Below are 20,393 nucleotides of genomic sequence, written 5' to 3'. Positions count from 1 at the left end.
TCATCGGGTTGATGGCCAGTTGGCAGTATATCGACCCAAATCACATTAACTATAGCTGCCTGCTCAGAGCAATGGATCAGATACCGTACTGAGCCCGGTAGGCCTGCACTGCCGGCAGGTGCTGTTGCAGCTCATCGTCGTCCTTGATGAAGTCCATTACCTGATTCAGGCTGACAATGCTGATCACCGGGATGCCAAAGTCCCGCTCCACTTCCTGAATCGCCGACAGCTCGCCCTGACCACGCTCCTGGCGGTCCAGCGCAATCATCACGGCAGCCGGGGTGGCGCCAGCCTGCTGAATAATCTGCATGACTTCACGCACGGCGGTGCCTGCGGTAATCACATCGTCGATGATCAGCACGCGACCCTCCAGCGGGGCGCCGACCAGCGTACCGCCCTCACCGTGGTCCTTGGCTTCCTTGCGATTGAAACAATAGGGCAAATCGCGGTCAAAGCTGTCAGCCAGGGCAACGGCGGTCACCGCCGCCAGCGGGATGCCCTTGTAGGCCGGGCCAAAGATGACATCCACATCAGACAGGTCACTGTGGACCAGCGCCTGGGCGTAAAAACGCCCTAGACGGCTCAGCGAACCACCGTCGTTAAACAGGCCAGCATTAAAAAAATACGGGCTCTTGCGCCCGGACTTGAGGGTAAATTCACCGAACCGCAAGACATTGCGATCCAGCGCAAAACGAATGAACTCCCGCTGATATTCGTGCATCTGCACCCTCATCATTTACAAAATTCAATAAACCTCGGGTATCATACACGCTGCTTTTTTGGGGAGCCACGCATGCGAATCATCAGTCTCAACGTCAATGGAGTGAAGGCCGCAGCCGAGCGCGGTCTGTTTGACTGGCTGCGCACGCAGGACGCTGATGTCATCTGCCTGCAGGACATCCGCGTTACCGCCCCCGAGCTAGAGCAGGACCCGTACTGGCTGGACGGCTACTGGCAATACTGCTTTGAAGCCGAAACACCTTCCCAGGGCGGCGTTGCCATTTACACCCGCACCGCGCCCAAGGCCATCATCATGGGGCTGGGTTTCGAGTCCGCCGACCGCTACGGCCGCTTCCTGCAGGCTGACTTCGACAAGGTCAGCATTACCTCCCTGCTGCTGCCTTCGGGCCGTGACGGCGACGCCGACCTGAACCAGAAATTCAAGTTCATGGACGACTTTGCCGGCTACCTGAACAAGCAACGCCGCAAGCGTAGAGAGTTCATCTACTGCGGCTCACTGTACGTCGCCCATCTCAAGCTGGATGTGAAAAACTGGCGTGACTGTCAGAATGAACCCGGCTTTATGGCACCGGAGCGTGCCTGGATGGACGAGATTTTCGGCAATATGGGCTACGTCGACGCCACCCGCGAAGTCACGCGCGAGTCCGAGCTGTACAGCTGGTGGCCCAACAGCGAGCAGGCCGAAAACCTCAATCTTGGCCTGCGCTTTGACTACCAGATCCTGACCCCGGGCCTGCGCCGCTTCGTCAAGCAGGCGAAGATCCCGCGCAATGTCCGCTTCTCCCAGCACGCTCCGGTCATCATTGATTACGACTGGACGCTGAGTATCTGATAGCTGAAGGCTGAAGACTGAAGACTGAAGACTGAAGACTGAAGACTGAAGACTGAAGACTGAAGACTGAAGACTGAAGACGATGGTCCAGGCGAACCGGTCTGGGTGCAAGCATACGAGCAAGGTACCTCACAGCAAAAAGCCCCCGCAGCCAATGGTTGCGGGGGCTTTTTTTGCGCCTATTTAATCAGGCGCCAGCAGAACGGATAACGGTAGGCGGTGCCTTCGTTGGACTTGATGGCGGCGATGATCACCAGCACCAAGGCGGCGACGCCCACCACCCAGGCCAGCAGAATACCGATCAGCACCAGCATCAGCAGCACGCAGACCAGCAGCATCAGGGTGACCGTGATCTGGAAGTTCAGCGCTTCCTTGCCCTGATCATCGACAAAAGGGTCCATGTCCTTTTTCAGCTGCCAGACAATCAGCGGACCAATCAGGTTGCCGAACGGCAACACGCAGCCCAGCAAGGCGGAGACATGCGCAATCAGCGCCCACTGTCGCGCTTCCGAACTCGGCTTGCCTGGCGGTGGGACGGGGGCTTCTACAGCAGGATCAACGGGATCGGTCATCGGGCACTCCTTGCATGCGTTAAAGAAGAGAATGCCCGTTGTAACAGACTTGTGCGTCACTGCCTACCAACGCCGTCTCAGTCTGCCAATGCGGCCTGCTGCAGGCTGAACAGCTGCTCACAACCCTGACGCGCCAGCGCCAGCATGGCGTTCAGATCATCAGCGCTGAAAGGGGCCGCCTCGGCGGTGCCCTGCACTTCGATAAAGCCGCCCTTGTCGGTCATAACGACGTTCAGGTCGGTATCGGCGGAGGAATCTTCCGGGTAGTCCAGGTCCAGCACCGGCACACCCTGATAGATACCCACGGAGATGGCGGCAATCATCTGCACTTCAGGCACCTTCTTGATAGCACCGCGCTGCTTCATGGCTCGCAGCGCATCGACCAGCGCCACACAGGCACCGGTGATCGATGCGGTGCGCGTACCACCGTCGGCCTGAATCACATCGCAGTCGATATACAGGGTGTTTTCGCCCAGGGTCTTGAGGTCAACCGCGGCGCGCAGCGAACGGCCGATAAGACGTTGAATCTCCAGGGTGCGACCACCCTGCTTGCCACGGCTGGACTCACGCTGCATGCGCGAGCCGGTCGAGCGCGGCAGCATGCCGTATTCTGCGGTGACCCAACCTTGACCGCTACCACGCAGAAAGCGCGGCACGCCAGCTTCAACGCTGACAGTACAGATCACCTTGGTATCACCAAACTCAACCAGCACAGAGCCTTCGGCGTGCTTGGTGTAGTGGCGGGTCAAAGTGACCTGGCGCATCTGGTCGGCGGCACGTTCGCTGGGGCGTTTCATCATCGGGAGTCCTTGTACAGCGGGGAGGAAGTGCGCGGAGTATAGCAGGCATGGGCGGCTTTCTGGCGTACTGAAGATTGCCCAGGCGCAGGCTGGCGGGGTTACAATGCCGGTCGATCCACCGACTACTGACAGGGAAGCACGACACCATGGCCAACAGCATGACCGCCTTTGCGCGCAGCGAACTCAGCACCGATCAGGGCAACCTGGCCTGGGAACTGCGCTCGGTCAATCATCGCTACCTGGAGGTCACCCTGCGCCTGCCCGAAGCCTTCCGCGAACTGGAGGGCCCGTTGCGCGAGCTGCTGCGCAAGCAAGTGGCACGCGGCAAGGTCGAATGCACCCTGCGCTTTAACCCGGCCGAGCAGCAGTCCAGTGAACTCAGCCTGAACCAGCCGCTGCTTGACCAGCTGATCCGCACCACCGAGCAGCTCGGCGCCCGCCTGCACAACGCCGGCCCGATCAACCCGCTGGAGCTGCTGGCCTGGCCAGGTGTGGTAATGGGCGAGAAGACCGATCAGGCCGACCTGGTCAAACAGGCCCGCACGCTGTTCGATCAGGCCCTCAAGGAGCTGAAAGAGCACCGCGCCCGCGAAGGCGCCGAGCTGAAGCAATTGATCATTGATCGCCTGGGCAGCATCAGCGACCGCACGGCGATCCTGCGCGAGATGATGCCGACCCTGCTCACCGCCCACCGGCAGAAGCTGATCGACCGCTTCAACGACGCCAAGCTGGAGCTAGACAGCACCCGCGTCGAGCAGGAGATCGTACTGCTGGCCCAGAAGATCGACGTGGCCGAAGAACTCGACCGCCTCGACACCCACGTGGTCGAAACCCGCCGCGTACTCGACAGCAAGGACGCCATCGGCCGCCGCTTGGATTTTCTGATGCAGGAATTCAACCGCGAAGCCAACACCCTCGGCTCCAAGGCCATCGATACCCGCAGCACCCAGGCCGCTGTGGATCTGAAGGTGTTTATCGAGCAGATGCGCGAGCAGATCCAGAATATTGAGTAATATCGCCCAGCTCACCCCAACCCGTTGACCGGCCTGGGCCAGGCTCAGCCGGTTTCTGCCAGGCCCAAATGTCCTCGCAAGGTGCTGCTCCGGTAGGAATGCCGGAATAGCCCCAGATCGGCAAGCGCCGGTACCAGCTCATCGCAGCACAATGCCAGCGATTGCAGGCTGCCGCCCGGCAAGGCGATAAACCCGTCAATCGCCTGCGCGGCGTGCCAGCGACGAATCTCCACCAGCGCATCAGCGACCGTCCCCACCACCTGCCAGTGTGACGAGCCGGACACTTCCGGGCGTCGCAACAGTTGCGCCAGAGTCAGGCGTTCTCGCTGCAACAACTGGCGCAGCAACGTGGCGTGGGTGCGACTGCGCACCGGCGCGCCCTCAGCTATCATCGCGTCAACACCCAGTGGCTGATCCGCCGGCAGCTGGCTTAAGTCCACCTGCATCAGTGGTTGCAATGCGGCCAGCTTGCGCGCGCGCTGCTGCTCGCTGCGGGCGGCTTCAAAGAGCTCCTGCGCCTGCGCCCGGGTGCCGGCCAGATACAAACTCAGACCCGGCAACACGCGAACCGCGCCCGGCCCCCTCCCCAGACGTGAGGTGCGAGCCTGCAGATCAGCACGCAGCGCGCGAGCGCTGTGCATGTCCGGCGTGGCGGCAAAGATGGCATCGGCGATCTGCGCAGCAAACTCGCGCCCGACCTCGGAGGCACCGGCCTGAAACAGCGGTACCTCTCCAGCCGGATGGCCCGGCAGGCTGAGCGGCCCCTGTACCGCTAGGTGCTGCCCATCAAAGTCAATCGGCCGCACGCGGCTACTGTCGGCGTAGCGTCCACCGGCCCTGTCCAGCGCCAGCGCCTCAGCCGGATAACTGCGCCAGAGCTGACGAACCGCCGCAGTAAACTCAGCCGCACGGGCGTAGCGCGCATCAGCCGATGGCATCTCCTGCAGACCAAAGTTCTGCTGGCCGTCGAGTGCAGTCACCACATTCCAGCCGGCGCGCCCGGCGCTGATCTGCTGCAGGGACTGCAACTGCCGGGCGACGATGTAGGGCTGATTGAAGGTAGTCGAGGCGGTGGTCACCAGTCCGATGTGCCGCGTTTCGCGGGCCAGCGCGGTCATCAGCAGGGTCGGGTCCAGGCCACTGAAACCGGGGCCGTGCTCCAGCGTGGCAGGGTCGATGAACAACGAGTCGGGTCGAAACACAAAGTCGATACAGGCCGACTCGGCTCGGCGCGCCAGTTCCGCATACAGGTCCACACTGTGCAGCGCCTCAACCCGGCTGTCAGGCCGGCACCAGGCATCGCCGTTGAGCCAGGTCGCGGCCAGCGACAGGCCGATACACAAATGTTGCGGGGTGTTCATGGGTTAATCCTCAAGCTTCTTGTGATTGCGGCGGACGCGGCACCACCATAGGTGTACCGGTCACCGGGTCGGGTACGACCAGGGCGTCGATACCAAATACGCGGCGAATCAACGCCGGTTGCAGTACCTGCGCTGGCGTGCCGGCGGCGACCACGCGCCCCTGCTGCATGGCTACCATGTGGTCGGCGTAGCGCGCCGCCTGATTCAGGTCGTGCAGAACCAGCACCAGCGTGCGGCCGGCCTCGCGATTAAGTCGCCGGCACAGCTCCAGCACGTCGTACTGGTGAGCGATATCCAGATAGGTGGTGGGCTCATCCAGCAGCAGCAATTGCGGCTGTTGTGCCAGTACCAGCGCCAGCCACACCCGCTGGCGCTGCCCGCCAGACAGCTGCGCGACCGGCCGCTCGGCCAGGGTGGTTAGATCGGTCAGGCGCAGTGCCTCACTGACTGCTGCCGCGTCCTCAGCGCTCCACTGGCGCAACAGTCCCTGGTGCGGAAAGCGTCCGCGCGCCACCAGATCGGCAACACTGATGCCGGCTGGCGCGCTGGAGCTTTGCGGCAACAACCCCAGGCGCTTGGCCAACTCACGTGCGCCATGACGCGCCAGCGCACGACCATCCAGCAAGACCTGACCGGCCTGCGGTTTCAGCAGCCCGGCCAGCGCTCGCAGCAGAGTCGACTTGCCGCAGCCGTTGGGGCCGATGATCACGCTGATCTTGCCCGCCGGCAGTTGCAGGTCCAGATCCTGGATAATTCGCTGGCGGTCATAGGCCAGCGCCACATGCTCGGCCCGCAGTTGTACGCCATTGGTGTCAGTGAGGTTGTTCATGTCTTCTCCTGTCAGCGCTGGCGGGTCAACAACCACAGCAGGTACAAACCGCCCAACAGCGCAGTCATGCGGCCGATAGGCAGAATCAGATCGCCGGGCATGCGCTGCGCCACCTGATCAGCCGCCAGCAGCAGACAGGCTCCCATCAGCGCCGCGCCGCAGACAGGTACACCCTGTCCCCGTCCCAGGCGCAGCACCAGTTGCGGCGCCGCCAGCGCGATAAACGCCAGCGGCCCGACGGCTGCGGTGGCCAGCGCCGCCAACAACACTCCAGCCAGCGTCATTGAGCCGCGTACCCGCTCGATCCGTACGCCCAGCTGGGCAGCCAGGTCGTCCCCCATTTCCAGCAGCGTCAGCTGACGTGCCCCCAACAGCGCCAGCGGAATCAGCACCAGGCACCCGCCAAGTACCGGCAGGGCGTGCATCCAGCTGCGTGCATTAAGCGAGCCGGCCAGCCACAGATTGGCCTGCATGGCGTTGTCCAGGCTGCCCTTGACCAGCAACAGACCATTGACCGCCGCCAGGGTCGAGCCAATCCCGATACCGATCAGCACCAGGCGATAGCTGTCTACCTGACCATCGCGCCGCGCCAGCAGATAGACCAGTAGCGCGGTGGCAAGCCCGGCTGCGAGGGTCGCCAGCAGCAGCCCGAGCGGCTGCTGGCCGACAAACACCAGATAGGCGATGGCGCCGCTGGCAGCGCCAGTGGTGAAACCGATGATGTCCGGTGAGCCGAGCGGGTTACGCGACAAGGACTGGAAAATGGCCCCTGATACGCCCAGCGCTGCACCTGCGCAAAGGGCAGTCAGCACACGCGGCAAACGAATATGCAGCAGAATGCGGCCCGGCACACCGCCCTGCTGCGGCGCCAGCAGCAACTCCAGCAATTGCGCCGGCGTGAAGGTCAGCCGCCCCGACAGTGCTCCAAGCAATCCGAGCAGCAGGATCAGCACCAACAGCAGCAGGTTGACCAGCAGCACCCGGCGGCGCACCGGCACCGACAGCGTCCCCAGCCGCCATACCCGCGCGCTCACAAGACAAACCGCCTGCGCCGGGCCAGCAGCGCAAAGCTGGGACCGCCAATCAGCGCCACCATGATGCCTACACTGACCTCACCGGGGTGCGCCACCAACCGCCCAAACAGATCTGCCAGCAACGTCAGCAGGGCACCGCACAGCATGGCCACCGGCAGCAGCTGCCGGTGATTGCCGCCCGCGAGCTGACGTGCCAGATGGGGCGCGGTGAGCCCAACAAAAGCTATCGGGCCAGCAGCCGCGGTAGCCGCACCAGCCAACAGAGCAATCACACCAGCGCACAGCAGCCAGGTCAGCCGGGGCCGGGCACCCAACGCACTGCCCAGCTCCTCGCCAAGCACCAGCGCATCCAGCGCGCGCGCCAGCAGCAACGAGGCCAGCAGCGCCCCACCGACCGGCAGCAGCAGCGTCAACAACACCGCCATGCCCCGCCCTTGCAACGAACCCACCGCCCAGTGGCGGAACTGGTCAAACACCTGTTCTTCGCTGTTCAGCGTAATCAGTTGAGTCAGTGCCAGCAGCACGGCGCTCAGGGCGGTGCCTACCAGCACTACCCGGATCGGGTCGGCGCCGCTGCGCAACCCGCTCAGCAACACCACCAACGCTCCCGCCAGCGCGGCGCCCAGCAGCGCGCAGAGCAACTGCCCGGTAGCCGACTGCACGCCGACCAGCGCAATACCGGCTGCCACTGCGGCGGCGGCACCGGCGTTGACACCCAATACACCCGGATCAGCCAGCGGATTGCGGGTCAGCGCCTGCATGATCACCCCAGAGGCGGCCAGGGCCGCGCCCACCACCAGCGCCAGCAAGGTACGCGGCACGCGCAGCTCACGCACCAGCAAGTGATCGCTGTTGCCGGGATCAAACTGCAGCAACGCTGCCAGGGTGGTCTGCGGCGGCATGCGGGCGCTGCCCAGCCCAATGCTCAGCAACACCAGTACCAACCCCAGCAGAGCAGCCGACAGCGCCAGTGGCCAGCCCCGCAAGCCGACGCTTGTCACCGTGCAAACCCCTGCTCGATGCCATCGACAATCTCGCTGGCGCTAAAAAAGTCGATGCGAAAGGAGTTACGCCCCAAACCATGGACCTGGCCTGCGCGCACCGATGGCAGATTGGCCAGCACCGGGTCACCGACAAAGGCGCTGGTGTCAGCTGGCGCCTGACGCAACAGGAAGCTGGTTTCAGCCTGCAGACGGGTAAGATATTCGTACTCGCTACGCACGAACGCTTCGGGTGAATCCAGACCGCTGTGCCAGGCCGGCTCCGGCGCCTCAATATAGAAGCCCAGCGCTGCCAGCAGGCGGCCATGGGCTCCTCTGGGCGTGGCGATAGGGTTAGGCATGCCCGCGCCGTTGTAACTGATGATGTTGGCCTTGCCCGGCGGCACCACGATGCTTGAGCGCACCTGCTGCAGACGCCGTTCAAAGCCGCGAATGCGCGCCTCCGCCTGGGCCTCAAGGCCCAGCGCGTCACCCAGCTGGCGGGCCAGCTCCTGCCAGTCGCGATCGCCGTAACTGAGCACCAGCGTGGGCGCGATGTTGCGCAACTCGGCAACTTGAGCCAACGCCGAATCGGCGCCCTCGCTGGAAACCACAATCAGGTCTGGCGCATGCACGTAGGCCGCTTCCAGGTCGATGCTGCCCGCCGGCCACAACCGCTCCACGCCGCGCTGTTCGGCCAGCGCAGCCCATTGGTCAAAGTACACACCATTGTTGGCAGTGGCACTGGCTATCACTGGCGCATCAATGGCCAGCAGACTGCCGGTCAGAGTTACCGAGGTGGACAGAACGCGCAGGGGCCGCTGCTGCAGCACCAGCATCACCCCATCGGCGCTGATCACCTCCCGCGGCCAGTCCGCCGCCTGCACCGACAGGCACAGCAACAGCAGCAGCCCAGCACTCAGGCGCAACATACCGGCCATGGGTTACCAGCCCAGACGCACACTGGCCGTCAACGTGCGGCCGCTGCCGTAGTAGCAGGCGGTCGCAGCGGTGCAGGTTGCCACGTAACGCTCATCGGTAAGGTTGCTGGCATTGAGTGCCAGCTGCACAGCCGTGGCACCAAACCGGCCCAGGTCGTAACGCACGGCGGCGTCATACAAGGTGTAATCCGGAATCTTCAGGTAATTGCCCAGGTCGCCATAGGTCTCATCCACGTAGCGGGCACCGCCACCCAGGCTGAGACCGTCCAGCAGGCCGCCGTAAAAGCTGTAATCCACCCACAGCGAGCCCATCCAGTCCGGTACGCGCACCATGTGATTACCTTCGTAACCATCATTGTTACGTGTCACCTCCGAATCAAAGCGGGTTAGCGCACCGATCACACTGATGCCCGGCAGCGGTGTAACTCGCCCCTCCAGCTCAATACCCCGCACGCGCACCTCACCGGTCTGCACCTGATACCGCTCACCTGCCAGGTTGTCCGGGTCAGCGGTGAGCACATTTTTCTGTCGCAGGTCGTAGGCGGCCAGCGTGACAAGGCCGTCAATACGCTCGGGCTCATACTTCACACCGACCTCCCACTGCTCGCCGGTAATCGGCTCGAATGTGCCCCCACTGCGATCAGTGCCGGTGGCTGGCTGAAAGGACTCGGAGTAACTCAGGTATGGTGCCAGCCCGTTATCAAACAGGTAGGTCAGCCCGGCCCGCCAGGTCAGCGCGCCATCATCTACCTGCGAGCGCACATTGGTCAGGCGGTCGAGGGTGTCGATCTCAAACTGGTCATAGCGCGCACCCAGGGTCACGCGCCAGCGATTCAGGGCAATCTGATCCTGCAGGTAGAGGCCGAGTTGGCGATCGGTTTCCTTGGTCGATAACTGGTCGGCCAGCACAGCGGCAAAGTCGTATCCGGTATAGACCGGGTTGAACACGTCAACCTGAATCAGGGTAGGGTTGACCGCGGCCATCTTGCGCAGGAAGGTCCAGTCGGTTTTTTGATAATCCAGGCCGGCGAGCAACTGGTGGTCCGTCACCCCAAAGCTCAAGTCGCCTTGCAGCCGGGTATCCAGCGTGATGGCGTCGGAATCACCCTCACCCTGCACCGCACGACGACGCAACCAGCGCCCGTCAATCAAGGTATCCAGATTGGTCGGCGCCGTGCCGCGCACGCCATAGCCGACGGTCGCGCGATACAACGAGTCAACATGGGTGTAACGGGCACTCTGGCTGACACTCCAGCGCTCGTTCAGCTGGTGTCGCGCCAACCACCCGGCCGTCCACACGGTGCGGTCGTATTGGTTCCAGTCGGGCTCGCCCAACAGGGTCTCATTGTCGATATAGCCTTCGGCGGCCGGCACCACGGTGCCCTGATAGGGCAAAAACTGGAAGGTCGAGCCGCCATCGTCCTTCTGGTACAGCCCCAGCAGCGTCACCTCGGTATCGCCGTCGTTGAAACGCAGGGTAGTGCTGGGCGCGATGAACCATTTCTCATGCTCGGTGTGGTCAATCTGCGTGTCGCCGTCGCGCCACAACCCCACCACACGCCACAGGGCGTTGCCCTGTCCATTGCCGCCGCCCAGGTCAAAAGCGCTTTCGCGCTGGCCATGCTCGTCCATCTGCAGTCGCAGCACCTGCTGCTGATCTTCTCGCGGCGTCTTGCTCACCTGATTGACCAACCCGCCAGGTGCAATCTGGCCGTAGAGCACACTGGACGGGCCCTTCAGCACTTCCACTCGCTCCATGTTCCAGCTGTCAAAGGCCGTACGGTTCCAGCTCAGATTGCTGTCCGACGGTGCCCGCAGGCCATCGAGCATGACGTTGTTGCTGAACGAGCCTGCGTCAAAACCGCGGATATACAAGTCATCCACGCGATTATCGATGCCCTGGCTTTCCGGTAGCACCCCTGCCGAGTAGCGCGTCGCCTCGTTCAGACTGCGCACCCCGCGCGCATCCATCTCGTCGCGCTCGATTACCGAAACTGACTGCGGGGTTTCCACCAGCGCTGTATCGGTTTTGGTGGAAGCGCCGATTGTCTCGGCGGTGCGGTAAGCGTTGACCGTGAGGGCCGGCAGCGCGATCGTCTCCGCCGCCTCCACGTCCTGCCCTTGCGCCTGCACGGCGCTGCTCAACAGCACCACCGACAATACCGGAGCAAAGGGGATAGACGAGCGCAACAGCGGGTGATGAAACGACATGGACGGGCTCCTTTTTGTTGGGAATAATTCTCATCGAAATTATTTCAAGAGCCTGCGTGGTCGTCTTTCGTTAGCGCAGCAGAAACCTTTGCGACGGCCTCATTGTCGCGAAACCTGAATGCGCGCCTGCAACTGACGGGGCGACACGCCAAAGTGGCGTTTGAAGGCAGTGGAGAAACTGGCAGGATTGGCATAGCCGGCCCGGGCACCGGCGGCGGTCACACTGATGCCCTCCTGCTCCAGCGCCGCCCTGGCCTGCTCCAGCCGGGTGCGCTGAATGAACTCAGACACGCTGATGCCGTAGGCCTGACGGAAGTGCCGCTGCAAGGTTGCGACGCTGGTGTGCCCCTGCGCCGCGATCTGATCCATACTCAGCGGCTGCGAGGCATTAGCCTGCAACCAGGCCCTGAGGTCACATATACGCCGATAGGCCGCTGCACGCATGCCGGCGGGCGAGCTCGCAGAGGTCGCCAGCTTGCTGCCCATCAAGGCCTCCATCAGCAACTCAATAGCGCGGCATTCCAAGTACATGCCGGCCATTTCAGGTGCCAGCGCCGGTGGCTGCAGCATCTGCTCGGCCAGCGCGCAGGCACGCTTCGACGCCGGCCAGTGCAGCACCTGCACTCCCTTCCCGGCCAGACCCGCCAGCGGCATGGCCTGCGCCAGCCACTCCTGGCTGATGCCCAGGCTGAGGCGACGGGAGTACTCGCCCTTGTGAGTCACCCGGGCAAAGTCCTGCGGCGCGTCCAGACGCACCAGCGTCATTTGCGGCACACGCCCGGCATCAAGGCGCACACGACGATTGCCAAACCGCAGATCCAGTACCCCGTCAAGCAGCACCACCAGTTTTACGTAATCACTCAAGGTGCCATACCGCTGAAGATCCTCGGTGGCGGTTTGGCTACCGAAGTGCAAATGCAGCCCCGGCCGCAGCAGGCGCTGACCGACGGTGGACTCGGGCGAAATGGATGACAAAACGGACTGCTGCACATGGCCTCCAATACACGGCAAATGACTGCGCAGCGATCAGCCCGCAGTCAGAAGACCGACAGCGCCACAGCATACCCGAGAGGGTCGCAAATGAGAATTGTTTTCATGCGCAAAAGGCGCAGAGAGGATCACGCCGTAGGGAGCCAAGCCTGGCGGGCTCAGCTCCCCGAGACAGATAGGGAGGCGCTGATTAACCAGCGACTCGCTACAGAACGATGCGCAGGTTGAGCGGGTACTCATCGCAGTTGTGCCCGGCACCACCGCGATCGACCACCAGAAACTCCCCTTCACGCTCCAGCACCGACTGAATCGCGTGCCAGGTGCCGATACGGTAGTTCACGCCCTGCCGGCCGTCGGTGATGAAGGCGCGTACCTCAGCCGGATCAATCACATCGCCCGGCGGCGCCACCACAACCAGGAACTGCTCCTCGTGCATCGGCACGAAGGCCTGACTGCCGAGCGGATGGCGCTCCAGAAAGGTCAGCTCCAGCGGCACGCTGACCGGCTGGCTGACAAAGATGCTGATCAGCACCCGCGGCGACTCACCAGCGACCTCGATCTTGGCCAGATCGTGATGCCGGCGCGTGCGCCCCGAGTTGATCATGAAGTGCTCGGAGCTGCGCGAATCGATCACCTCACCGAAGGCCGCAAAGGCCTCCGGTGTCAGGGGTTGGGCTTTCAGTTGCAATACGTCAGCGCTCATCCCCTGCTCCTCAACGGCCAAAGGTCGGCAGTTTCATGTGACGGTTGACGTCTTTATACAGCAGGTAGCGGAACGGGCCCGGGCCACCGGCGTAGCAAGCCTGCGGGCAGAAGGCGCGCAGCCACATGTAGTCGCCGGCTTCAACCTCGACCCAGTCCTTGTTCAGCAGGTAGACCGCCTTGCCTTCCAGCACATAGAGGCCGTGCTCCATGACGTGGGTTTCGGCGAAGGGAATCGCGCCGCCCGGCTGGAAGTTGACGATGTTCACGTGCATGTCGTGGCGCATGTCGCTCATGTCGACAAAACGGGTAGTGCTCCAGGCGCCATCGGTGCCGGGCATTTCCAGCGGGGTGATGTCGTTTTCGTTGGTAACGAAGGCTTCCGGCACATCAACGCCGTCGACTTTCTCGTAGGCCTTGCGCACCCAGTGGAAGCGCACCACGGCGCCACTGTTGTTATGCAACTGCCAGTCGCTGCTCGGCGGAATAAAGGCGTAGCCGCCCTCTTTCATCTGGTGCTGCTGACCGTTGAGGGTCAGGGTCATTTCACCTTCCACCACGAACAGCACGCCCTCGGCGGTCGGGTCGGTTTCCGGCTTGTCGCTACCGCCACCCGACTGCACTTCCATGATGTACTGCGAGAAGGTCTCGGCAAAGCCGGAGAGCGGACGCGACAGTACCCACAGGCGGGTACCGGTCCAGAACGGCAGGTGGCTGGTAACGATGTCGCGCATCACGCCCTTGGGGATCACTGCGTACGCTTCGGTAAACACCGCGCGGTCGGTGGTCAGCTGGGTCTGCGGCGGATGTCCGCCGGTGGGCGCATAGTAGCTGCGGGGTTCAGATTGCTTGGCCATGCTTACTCCTGAGGTTGAGCCGGGTGGTGGGCTGCCCAGTGGTGGGCGATATCGACACGACGTGTCACCCACACCCGGTCATGGGATTCGATGTAATCAAGAAAACGCTGCAGTGCACGGAAGCGGCCCGGGCGGCCGATCAGGCGGCAGTGCAGACCGATCGACAGCATCTTGGGCGCCTCTTCACCTTCGGCATAGAGCACGTCGAAGGCATCTTTCAGGTACTGGAAGAAGTGGTCACCGGTATTGAAGCCCTGGGGGGCGGCAAAGCGCATGTCGTTGGTATCCAGGGTATAGGGCACGATCAGGTGATTATGCAACTGCCCCTGGCTGTCGGCCTCGCGGGTCCAGAACGGCAGATCGTCGCCATAGTAATCGCTGTCGTAGGTAAAACCACCATGGTCCAGCAGCAGACGGCGGGTATTGGGGCTGTCGCGACCGGTGTACCAGCCTTCGGGTTGGGCACCGTAGAGGCGCTGGAAGATGTCCATGGCACGCTGCAGGTGCTCGCGTTCTACCGCTTCGGGGATGTTCTGGTAGTGAATCCAGCGCCAGCCGTGGCAGGCCACCTCATGCCCCAGCTCGACAAAGGCCTGGGCCAGCTCCGGGTGGCGCTCCAGCGCCATGGCCACGCCAAACACCGTCAGCGGCAGGCCCCGGCGTTCAAATTCGTTGAGGATGCGCCAGACGCCCGCGCGTGAGCCGTACTCGTAGATCGACTCCATGCTCATGTGGCGGTCATCAAAAGCCGCCGCACCGATTATCTCGGACAGGAACTGCTCGGAGTGGCTGTCGCCATGCAGCACGCAGTTTTCACCGCCTTCTTCGTAATTGAGCACAAATTGAACGGCGATCCGGGCCTTGCCAGGCCAGTTGGCGTGCGGCGGGGTGCGACCATAACCCACCAGATCGCGGGGATACTCAGTGCTCTGAACCATGGGAAATCACCTTTGAAATAGCCAGGTACCGGCAAAAAGCAGGCTTTCAGCCAGCATCACCGCTACTGATTCGATTTTGTTGACGCCGGCAATTGTATACAATTAATCAGTTTCGTTGTGTACAAACAGGTTTCCAGCATGCATATACGCGTTATCAACCCCAATACCACCCAGGCCATGACCGACACCATCGGCTCCGCCGCCAGCGCCGTGGCCGCAGCCGACACACGCATCACTGCCACTCAGCCGAGCAGCGGGCCGGTGTCCATCGAAAGCCACTTTGACGAGGCGGTCAGCGTGCTCGGCGTGCTGGATGAAATCCGCGCCGGCGAGCGCGAAGGCGTCGATGCCTACATCATCGCCTGCTTTGGCGACCCCGGCCTGAACGCGGCACGCGAGCTTACCCGCGCACCGGTCATCGGCATCGCCGAGGCGGCCTTCCACGCCGCCACCCTGATCAGCACCCGCTTCTCGGTAGTCACCACCCTGCCGCGCACTACCATTATTGCCGAGCATCTGCTCGACAGCTACGGCATGGCCAGCCGCTGCCGCCGTGTGCGCGCTGCCGACATCCCGGTGCTGGAGCTGGAAGCCAACCCGGACCTGGCGCTGGAGCGCATCATCGAGGAGTGCCTGAAGGCCAAACAGGAAGATGGCATTGGCGCAATCGTGCTGGGTTGCGGCGGCATGGCTGACCTCACACCGCAGATCAGCGCCGCCGTCGGCCTGCCGATCGTTGAGGGCGTGACTGCCGCGGTCAAGCTGGCCGAAGCGCTGGTTGGCCTGGGACTGCAAACCAGCAAGCACGGCGATCTGGACTTTCCGCTGCCCAAACCTTTCACCGGACGTTTTGCCGAGTATTCGAACCTGACGCCCGACTGAGCACACCACGCCGGGGCTGGCGTGGGCGGCCCCGGATGTGGATGACAACCACCGACCGATCACAGAATCGCGGGAGACAATAATGCGCATCACACATCAACTGGAGGCCGTATGAGCACTGATATCAGCAGCGCAACGGCCAGCGAGCTGCCGGCACAGAACGGCAAGGCCGCCGGGGACGAGTCCCTGGCCCCTCAACAGGTCCGCATCATGGGCCGCTTTTCCTACCTGCTGGCCTGGTTTGGCGGCTGTGTCGCCATCGGCACCTTCACCATGGGCTCCAGCGTGGTTGGCACCCTGAATCTGATTCAGGCCACCCTGGCCATCGCCATCGGCTGCTTTGTGATCGGCATTGCGCTGGTCCTCAATGGCGCCGCCGGCTACAAGTACGGCATTCCCTTCGTAGTGCAGGCGCGCAGCGCCTTCGGCTTTACCGGCACCCGCCTGCCGGGCCTGGTACGCGCGGTGCCGGCGATTGTCTGGTACGGCTTTCAAAGCTGGATTGGCGCCGGCGCGCTGAACATGGTCTCGGCCACGCTGTTCGGCTTCGACAACCTGGTGTTCTTCTTCATTGCCTTTCAGTTTCTGCAGATTGGTCTGTCGGTGATGGGCTTTCAGGGCATCAAGTGGCTGGAGAACGTCGGCAGCGCCTTTATCTTGGCCTCGCTGGTGTACATGTTCTACAGCACAGTGCAGCGCTACGGTGACGAGCTGTCGATGAGCCTGCTGACCATGCAAGGCTCCTGGGGGCTGCCGTTCTGGAGCGCAACCATGCTGTTCCTCGGCATCTACAGCACCATGATCCTCAACGTCAGCGACTACGCACGCGAGCACAAGCAGGGCACCAGCCCCGGGCTGCTGACCACCATTTACTCAATGTCGATCCTGCCGTGCACCCTGTTCATGGGGCTGATCGGCTATATGGTGTCCGAGGCCACCGGTGTTGCCGACCCCATCGAGGTCTTTGCCAACGCCGTGGACAACACGCCGCTGCTGATGTGCACCCTGCTGTTTATCGCCTTTGCGCAGGTCACCACCAACGTGCTGAACAACGTGGTGCCGCCGACCTATGTGCTGATGGATGTATTCAAGCTGAAATTCCGCCCAGCCACGGTGATCGTCGGCCTGCTGGCCTTTGCCACCTTCCCCTGGAAGCTGGTCAGTGCGGACTCGGCCCAAGGCCTGCAGGTGTTTGTACAGACTTACTCGGCGTTCTTGGGGCCAATCTTTGCCATCTTGGTGGTGGACTACTACCTGATCCGCAAGCGCACCCTGAACCTGCAGCACCTGTACGATGCCAACGGCCCCTATCGCGGCGTCAACTACGCGGCTCTGGTGGCAACGGCCATCGGTGTGGCGGCGGCGCTGAGCGTTTCCAGCATCTCCTGGTACGCCAGCCTGATCCCCGCCGGCCTGAGCTACTACCTGCTGATGCAGTACTGGCCCGCCTGCGCACGCTTCAGACAGTAAGCCTGATTATCGCCGCTGAGTGGATGTCACTCAGCGGCGATACCCGGCAAAAACATCCTGCAGATCGGGCACCGCCTGCGGCGCTTCGTCGATAGACAGGGACGCCTCGATCTCATTCAGGTGCTTGGCCATAAAGGCCGTCGCCGCCTGACCATCTCCCTGCTCGAGCAGCGTCAACAGCTGCTGGTGATCGGTGCAATCACAGCCCAAATTGCCTGAGTTGCCGTAAACCGCCAGAATCAGCGACGAGCGCGAGCACAGCTGTACCACGAAGGTGGCCAGGGTCTGGTTGCCCGCCAGCGCCGCCAACGCACTGTGAAACTGCGCAGAGCACTGGATCGCGGTACTTTGCTCACCGGCTTCCAGCGCCTGCTGCTCGCGCGCGGCCAGCGCCTGCAGTTGGCGCAGCCCCTCGGCATCCAGTGCCTGCACCAGCGGCTGCATCAGGCCGCATTCCACCAGCCGCCGTGCCTCAAAGACTTCGCGCGCCTCCTCGGCAGACGGCCGGGTGACACTGGCACCCTTGCCGGGCGTCAAGGTAATCAGCTGATCCATCGCCAGCCGCTGCAGCACCTTGCGAATGCCCGTACGACTGACGCCAAAGACCTCGGCCAGCGCATCCTCACGCAGCCGGGCACCCGGCTGCAGGCGGTGTTCAATGATGGCCGCGCTGATGGCCTGGTAGATCCGCTCGTGGCGCTGCGCCCCGGCGCCAGAGACAGCGCTGGCGTTAGCAGTTTTCTTGTCGGCGGCACGCAGCACCGACGCAACCCGGCGGGCAGTCATCAGGAGGGTCCTCGGCTCAGTGGAAGGTAAGGCGCGCTATTGTAGCCTAGGCAACCACCTGGCTGATGGTGATTACCGGCACGATATCGGTGTAATTGGTCATATCCTGATTGAGCGCTTTGCCGCCAGCAGCAAACGCCGCCTGAAACTGTGCCAGGTCGCTAAAGAACAGGTGCGCGGAGGCAACAAAAGCCGGGCTCTGGCCAGCGCCGTCGGCCAGACACTGGTCAACCTCCAGCTTGAGCAGGCCATGACCGTCCAGCTGCTGATGGATCAGCTCGGCATGCTGCTTCTGATAGTAGCTGTGGTCAAAACGGGCGTTTTCCTGGGCGGGATAGCTAACGGTTACTCGAATCATGGGGCGTTACTCCGATTGTTGTTATAGGCCGTTTGGCCGGCCCTGCACCATAGCACGCGTCAGTGCCGGACGAACCCCTCTACCCGGCTGCGCAGACGCTGGCGGTCCACCTCCAGCAACAGCGACTGCTCACCCAGCGCCAACGCCTCTGCCGCCAGGCGCCGGGCCGGCGCTACAAAACAGTCGTGCTGCGCGGCCAGCGCCTGCAGCGACTTGACCAGGCGCAGCTGCACATCGATACGCGCTGCGCCATCGCGAACAATCGGGCCGAACAGGTCATCAAACAGATCATCAAGCGCGAGCGGCGTCAGCCACACGCCCCGACAGGACACCTCGGCCTGCTGCGGCAACGGCCCCTGCGCCCAGGGCGCCAGCAGACGCACACTGCGTCCGAGAATGTCGATGGCCGTACCGGGGTCGTTGACCGCCGGCGACAGCGCCCGCGAGGCTATCTCCGACAATACTGCGCAACCAAAGCGCGGATCCTGGTCGAAGGAGCGAAAGCTGTCCAGGGTAAAGCAATCGCACAGCGCACACCGCAGGTCATCGTTCAGCAGCCCTTGCACCCAGAGCAGTGGCTGGGCGGGGTGCACAAAGGCGCCGGGCTGCACCGGCACGTAGAGCGCCAGCTGGTGCTCCTCGGCCAGCTCGGACAGGGTCAGCACATCCAGATGCTGCAGGTAGAAACTGTCGGTCGGATACAGTGGATGGCAGCCGAGCGGCACCTCCCCATCCCAACAATGCGCACCCAGACAGGGGTTGGCAATCCGCTCAGACAGCGCGCGTGCGGTGACCTGCTCAACCCGCTCGGTGGTATCGCCTACCCGGCCAAAGCGCGACAGGTGCTCGATCCAGCGCAGAATGGTTACCACAATCAGGGCGATCACCAGCAAGGTCACGGCAAACAGCATGACCCGTCCGCTTTCGCCGTAGACACCGGTACTCAGCGCTATCAGCCCCACCAAGCTGAACAGAAAGGAGCCGATAAAGGTGCCCAGCACGTTCTGCGTGGTGGTGTCCTGCATCAGCAGGCGGGTGGCACGCGGTGTCACATTGGCCGTTGCGGCGCTATAGGCCGCCACCATCACACTCAACGAGAAGGTGGTGACCGCCAGCATGCTGGAGGCCAGGATATCCAGAATACGATCCACCGCATCGGCGCCCACATCCACCGGCAGCGGCGGCAACCAGTACTCCAGGGGCACCGCCAGCAGTACGGCGGCCAGCGCCAGCACGACGTAAAGGGTTGCCCTGATCCATAAGGTGCGCGTCAGTTGCGCCAGCAGCCATTGCCATTTCGAAATCATCTTCCGTCCCCATGCCAGTCATGACCACAGCTTACCGCACCCATGACGCGGAACGGCATACGTCCTATAATGGCGCGCTTTCCCCCAAGGCGCAGGAACCACCTCGATGAGCCATGCCACCGGCACCCTGTATATCGTCTCCGCCCCCTCCGGCGCGGGCAAAACCAGCCTGGTCAAGGCGCTGATCGAGCTGACCCCCAACCTGCAGGTGTCGGTATCGCACACCACCCGGCCGATGCGGCCCGGCGAGGAGGATGGCGTCAACTACCACTTCACCGACCGCGAGACCTTCCTCAAGCTGGTCGAGACCGGTGATTTTCTGGAACACGCCGAGGTGTTCGGCAACCTCTACGGCACCTCCCAGAGCGCGGTCGAAAAAGCACTGGCCGAAGGCCGTGACCTGATTCTGGAAATCGACTGGCAAGGCGCGCAGCAGGTGCGCCACAAGCTGCCGCAGGCACATTCGATCTTCATCCTGCCGCCCTCGCGCGAGGCCCTGCGCCAGCGTCTGACCCAGCGCGGTCAGGATCAGGACGAGGTGATCGACCAGCGCATGGCCGAGGCCGAGGCCGAAATGAGCCACTACGTCGAATTTGACAGCCTGGTCATCAACGACACCTTTGAGCACGCCCTGGAAGACCTGCGCGCCATCGTGCGCAGCGACCGGCTGCAGACGGTCACCCAGCAAGCCCGTCACACCGAGCTGCTGCAGGCACTCTTGTCAGACTGAGGCGCCAGCCGGTAGACTGTCAGGTCCTGCGCCCCTGTCCGTTTCGGGGCGCCTTGCGT

At 62.9% G+C, this 20,393-nt stretch carries 21 protein-coding genes; 5 read left to right on the top strand and 16 right to left on the bottom strand.

All coding sequences use genetic code 11. The annotated features are described in order from the left end of the window. Nucleotides 1-76: 76 nt before the first annotated feature. Nucleotides 77-721 carry an orotate phosphoribosyltransferase gene (gene pyrE / locus HV822_RS09305; RefSeq protein WP_238869711.1) on the bottom strand — a complete coding sequence of 215 codons (645 nt, stop codon included), beginning with the start codon at nucleotides 719-721 and terminating at the stop codon, nucleotides 77-79. 72 nt (nucleotides 722-793) lie between these two features. On the opposite strand from pyrE, the gene HV822_RS09300 reads away from it, so the two are divergent. Next, on the top strand, nucleotides 794-1,573 hold the full coding sequence (locus HV822_RS09300; protein ID WP_238869709.1) for an exodeoxyribonuclease III: 780 nt from the start codon (nucleotides 794-796) through the stop codon (nucleotides 1,571-1,573). 179 nt (nucleotides 1,574-1,752) lie between these two features. On the opposite strand, the gene HV822_RS09295 is transcribed toward HV822_RS09300, so the two are convergent. Then, a complete protein-coding gene (locus tag HV822_RS09295) occupies nucleotides 1,753-2,145 on the bottom strand; it encodes a DUF4870 domain-containing protein (RefSeq protein ID WP_238869706.1) in 393 nt (130 codons plus the stop codon). A 77-nt stretch (nucleotides 2,146-2,222) separates the two neighbouring features. Further along, nucleotides 2,223-2,942, bottom strand: a complete 720-nt coding sequence (gene rph, locus HV822_RS09290) for a ribonuclease PH (RefSeq protein WP_238869704.1) — start codon at nucleotides 2,940-2,942, stop codon at nucleotides 2,223-2,225. 149 nt (nucleotides 2,943-3,091) lie between these two features. Here rph and HV822_RS09285 point away from each other — a divergent pair, with 149 nt between their 5' ends. After that, a complete protein-coding gene (locus tag HV822_RS09285; RefSeq protein ID WP_238869703.1) occupies nucleotides 3,092-3,958 on the top strand; it encodes a YicC/YloC family endoribonuclease in 867 nt (288 codons plus the stop codon). 44 nt (nucleotides 3,959-4,002) lie between these two features. On the opposite strand, the gene HV822_RS09280 is transcribed toward HV822_RS09285, so the two are convergent. The 10 genes from HV822_RS09280 to puuE form a co-directional block, all read right to left on the bottom strand. After that, entirely contained in the window at nucleotides 4,003-5,319 is a 1,317-nt protein-coding gene (locus tag HV822_RS09280; RefSeq protein ID WP_238869701.1) for an NtaA/DmoA family FMN-dependent monooxygenase, read from the bottom strand. A 10-nt stretch (nucleotides 5,320-5,329) separates the two neighbouring features. Next, nucleotides 5,330-6,148 carry a heme ABC transporter ATP-binding protein gene (locus HV822_RS09275; RefSeq protein ID WP_238869699.1) on the bottom strand — a complete coding sequence of 273 codons (819 nt, stop codon included), beginning with the start codon at nucleotides 6,146-6,148 and terminating at the stop codon, nucleotides 5,330-5,332. Between the two features lie 11 nt (nucleotides 6,149-6,159). Further along, nucleotides 6,160-7,182 (bottom strand): FecCD family ABC transporter permease, encoded by a 1,023-nt coding sequence (locus tag HV822_RS09270; protein ID WP_238869698.1) that lies wholly within the window; start codon nucleotides 7,180-7,182, stop codon nucleotides 6,160-6,162. After that, entirely contained in the window at nucleotides 7,179-8,183 is a 1,005-nt protein-coding gene (locus HV822_RS09265) for a FecCD family ABC transporter permease (protein ID WP_238869697.1), read from the bottom strand. Before HV822_RS09265 ends, HV822_RS09270 begins: the two co-directional genes overlap by 4 nt. Next, nucleotides 8,180-9,103: a Fe2+-enterobactin ABC transporter substrate-binding protein gene (gene fepB / locus HV822_RS09260; RefSeq protein ID WP_238869696.1), complete on the bottom strand. Its 924-nt coding sequence runs from the start codon at nucleotides 9,101-9,103 to the stop codon at nucleotides 8,180-8,182. Before fepB ends, HV822_RS09265 begins: the two co-directional genes overlap by 4 nt. A gap of 3 nt (nucleotides 9,104-9,106) precedes the next feature. Beyond that, nucleotides 9,107-11,314 (bottom strand): TonB-dependent siderophore receptor, encoded by a 2,208-nt coding sequence (locus HV822_RS09255; protein WP_238869694.1) that lies wholly within the window; start codon nucleotides 11,312-11,314, stop codon nucleotides 9,107-9,109. A gap of 99 nt (nucleotides 11,315-11,413) precedes the next feature. Continuing rightward, a complete protein-coding gene (locus tag HV822_RS09250) occupies nucleotides 11,414-12,304 on the bottom strand; it encodes an AraC family transcriptional regulator (protein WP_238869692.1) in 891 nt (296 codons plus the stop codon). A gap of 205 nt (nucleotides 12,305-12,509) precedes the next feature. After that, complete coding sequence (locus HV822_RS09245) at nucleotides 12,510-13,007, bottom strand: ureidoglycolate lyase (protein ID WP_238869690.1); 498 nt, start codon at nucleotides 13,005-13,007, stop codon at nucleotides 12,510-12,512. A gap of 10 nt (nucleotides 13,008-13,017) precedes the next feature. Continuing rightward, nucleotides 13,018-13,863 (bottom strand): bifunctional allantoicase/(S)-ureidoglycine aminohydrolase, encoded by an 846-nt coding sequence (locus HV822_RS09240; RefSeq protein WP_238869689.1) that lies wholly within the window; start codon nucleotides 13,861-13,863, stop codon nucleotides 13,018-13,020. A 2-nt stretch (nucleotides 13,864-13,865) separates the two neighbouring features. Next, nucleotides 13,866-14,801, bottom strand: a complete 936-nt coding sequence (gene puuE, locus HV822_RS09235; RefSeq protein ID WP_238869688.1) for an allantoinase PuuE — start codon at nucleotides 14,799-14,801, stop codon at nucleotides 13,866-13,868. Between the two features lie 138 nt (nucleotides 14,802-14,939). Between puuE and HV822_RS09230 the strand changes: the two genes are divergently transcribed. Both HV822_RS09230 and HV822_RS09225 read left to right on the top strand, forming a co-directional pair. Next, nucleotides 14,940-15,683 (top strand): aspartate/glutamate racemase family protein, encoded by a 744-nt coding sequence (locus HV822_RS09230; RefSeq protein WP_238869687.1) that lies wholly within the window; start codon nucleotides 14,940-14,942, stop codon nucleotides 15,681-15,683. 111 nt (nucleotides 15,684-15,794) lie between these two features. Beyond that, nucleotides 15,795-17,153 carry an NCS1 family transporter gene (locus HV822_RS09225; RefSeq protein ID WP_238869685.1) on the top strand — a complete coding sequence of 453 codons (1,359 nt, stop codon included), beginning with the start codon at nucleotides 15,795-15,797 and terminating at the stop codon, nucleotides 17,151-17,153. A gap of 30 nt (nucleotides 17,154-17,183) precedes the next feature. Here the strand turns inward: HV822_RS09225 and HV822_RS09220 are convergent, their stop codons facing one another. Genes HV822_RS09220 through HV822_RS09210 form a run of 3 tightly spaced genes read right to left on the bottom strand, consistent with a single transcriptional unit; the run spans nucleotide 17,184 to nucleotide 19,604 of the window. Continuing rightward, nucleotides 17,184-17,939 (bottom strand): GntR family transcriptional regulator, encoded by a 756-nt coding sequence (locus tag HV822_RS09220; RefSeq protein ID WP_238869683.1) that lies wholly within the window; start codon nucleotides 17,937-17,939, stop codon nucleotides 17,184-17,186. Between the two features lie 46 nt (nucleotides 17,940-17,985). Continuing rightward, on the bottom strand, nucleotides 17,986-18,297 hold the full coding sequence (locus tag HV822_RS09215; RefSeq protein ID WP_238869682.1) for an EthD family reductase: 312 nt from the start codon (nucleotides 18,295-18,297) through the stop codon (nucleotides 17,986-17,988). A 59-nt stretch (nucleotides 18,298-18,356) separates the two neighbouring features. Next, complete coding sequence (locus HV822_RS09210) at nucleotides 18,357-19,604, bottom strand: DUF2254 domain-containing protein (protein WP_238869680.1); 1,248 nt, start codon at nucleotides 19,602-19,604, stop codon at nucleotides 18,357-18,359. A gap of 106 nt (nucleotides 19,605-19,710) precedes the next feature. On the opposite strand from HV822_RS09210, the gene gmk reads away from it, so the two are divergent. Continuing rightward, nucleotides 19,711-20,334, top strand: a complete 624-nt coding sequence (gene gmk / locus HV822_RS09205) for a guanylate kinase (RefSeq protein WP_238869678.1) — start codon at nucleotides 19,711-19,713, stop codon at nucleotides 20,332-20,334. The last annotated feature ends 59 nt before the right edge of the window (nucleotides 20,335-20,393 follow it).

Origin of the sequence: Halopseudomonas maritima (genome assembly GCF_021545785.1) — a bacterium.
GTDB lineage: Bacteria > Pseudomonadota > Gammaproteobacteria > Pseudomonadales > Pseudomonadaceae > Halopseudomonas > Halopseudomonas maritima.
The sequence above is the reverse complement of the archived record's forward strand: the minus strand, read 5'-3'. Positions and strand labels throughout refer to the sequence as shown.

Coding starts and splice junctions, on each gene's coding strand:
- HV822_RS09210 (WP_238869680.1), bottom strand. CDS start 19,604: ATGATTTCGAAATGGCAATGGCTGCTGGCGCAACTGACGCGCACCTTA.
- HV822_RS09280 (WP_238869701.1), bottom strand. CDS start 5,319: ATGAACACCCCGCAACATTTGTGTATCGGCCTGTCGCTGGCCGCGACC.
- gmk (WP_238869678.1), top strand. CDS start 19,711: ATGAGCCATGCCACCGGCACCCTGTATATCGTCTCCGCCCCCTCCGGC.
- HV822_RS09245 (WP_238869690.1), bottom strand. CDS start 13,007: ATGAGCGCTGACGTATTGCAACTGAAAGCCCAACCCCTGACACCGGAG.
- HV822_RS09300 (WP_238869709.1), top strand. CDS start 794: ATGCGAATCATCAGTCTCAACGTCAATGGAGTGAAGGCCGCAGCCGAG.
- HV822_RS09275 (WP_238869699.1), bottom strand. CDS start 6,148: ATGAACAACCTCACTGACACCAATGGCGTACAACTGCGGGCCGAGCAT.
- pyrE (WP_238869711.1), bottom strand. CDS start 721: ATGCACGAATATCAGCGGGAGTTCATTCGTTTTGCGCTGGATCGCAAT.
- HV822_RS09220 (WP_238869683.1), bottom strand. CDS start 17,939: ATGACTGCCCGCCGGGTTGCGTCGGTGCTGCGTGCCGCCGACAAGAAA.
- HV822_RS09285 (WP_238869703.1), top strand. CDS start 3,092: ATGGCCAACAGCATGACCGCCTTTGCGCGCAGCGAACTCAGCACCGAT.
- rph (WP_238869704.1), bottom strand. CDS start 2,942: ATGAAACGCCCCAGCGAACGTGCCGCCGACCAGATGCGCCAGGTCACT.
- fepB (WP_238869696.1), bottom strand. CDS start 9,103: ATGGCCGGTATGTTGCGCCTGAGTGCTGGGCTGCTGCTGTTGCTGTGC.
- HV822_RS09225 (WP_238869685.1), top strand. CDS start 15,795: ATGAGCACTGATATCAGCAGCGCAACGGCCAGCGAGCTGCCGGCACAG.
- puuE (WP_238869688.1), bottom strand. CDS start 14,801: ATGGTTCAGAGCACTGAGTATCCCCGCGATCTGGTGGGTTATGGTCGC.
- HV822_RS09295 (WP_238869706.1), bottom strand. CDS start 2,145: ATGACCGATCCCGTTGATCCTGCTGTAGAAGCCCCCGTCCCACCGCCA.
- HV822_RS09240 (WP_238869689.1), bottom strand. CDS start 13,863: ATGGCCAAGCAATCTGAACCCCGCAGCTACTATGCGCCCACCGGCGGA.
- HV822_RS09230 (WP_238869687.1), top strand. CDS start 14,940: ATGCATATACGCGTTATCAACCCCAATACCACCCAGGCCATGACCGAC.
- HV822_RS09255 (WP_238869694.1), bottom strand. CDS start 11,314: ATGTCGTTTCATCACCCGCTGTTGCGCTCGTCTATCCCCTTTGCTCCG.
- HV822_RS09215 (WP_238869682.1), bottom strand. CDS start 18,297: ATGATTCGAGTAACCGTTAGCTATCCCGCCCAGGAAAACGCCCGTTTT.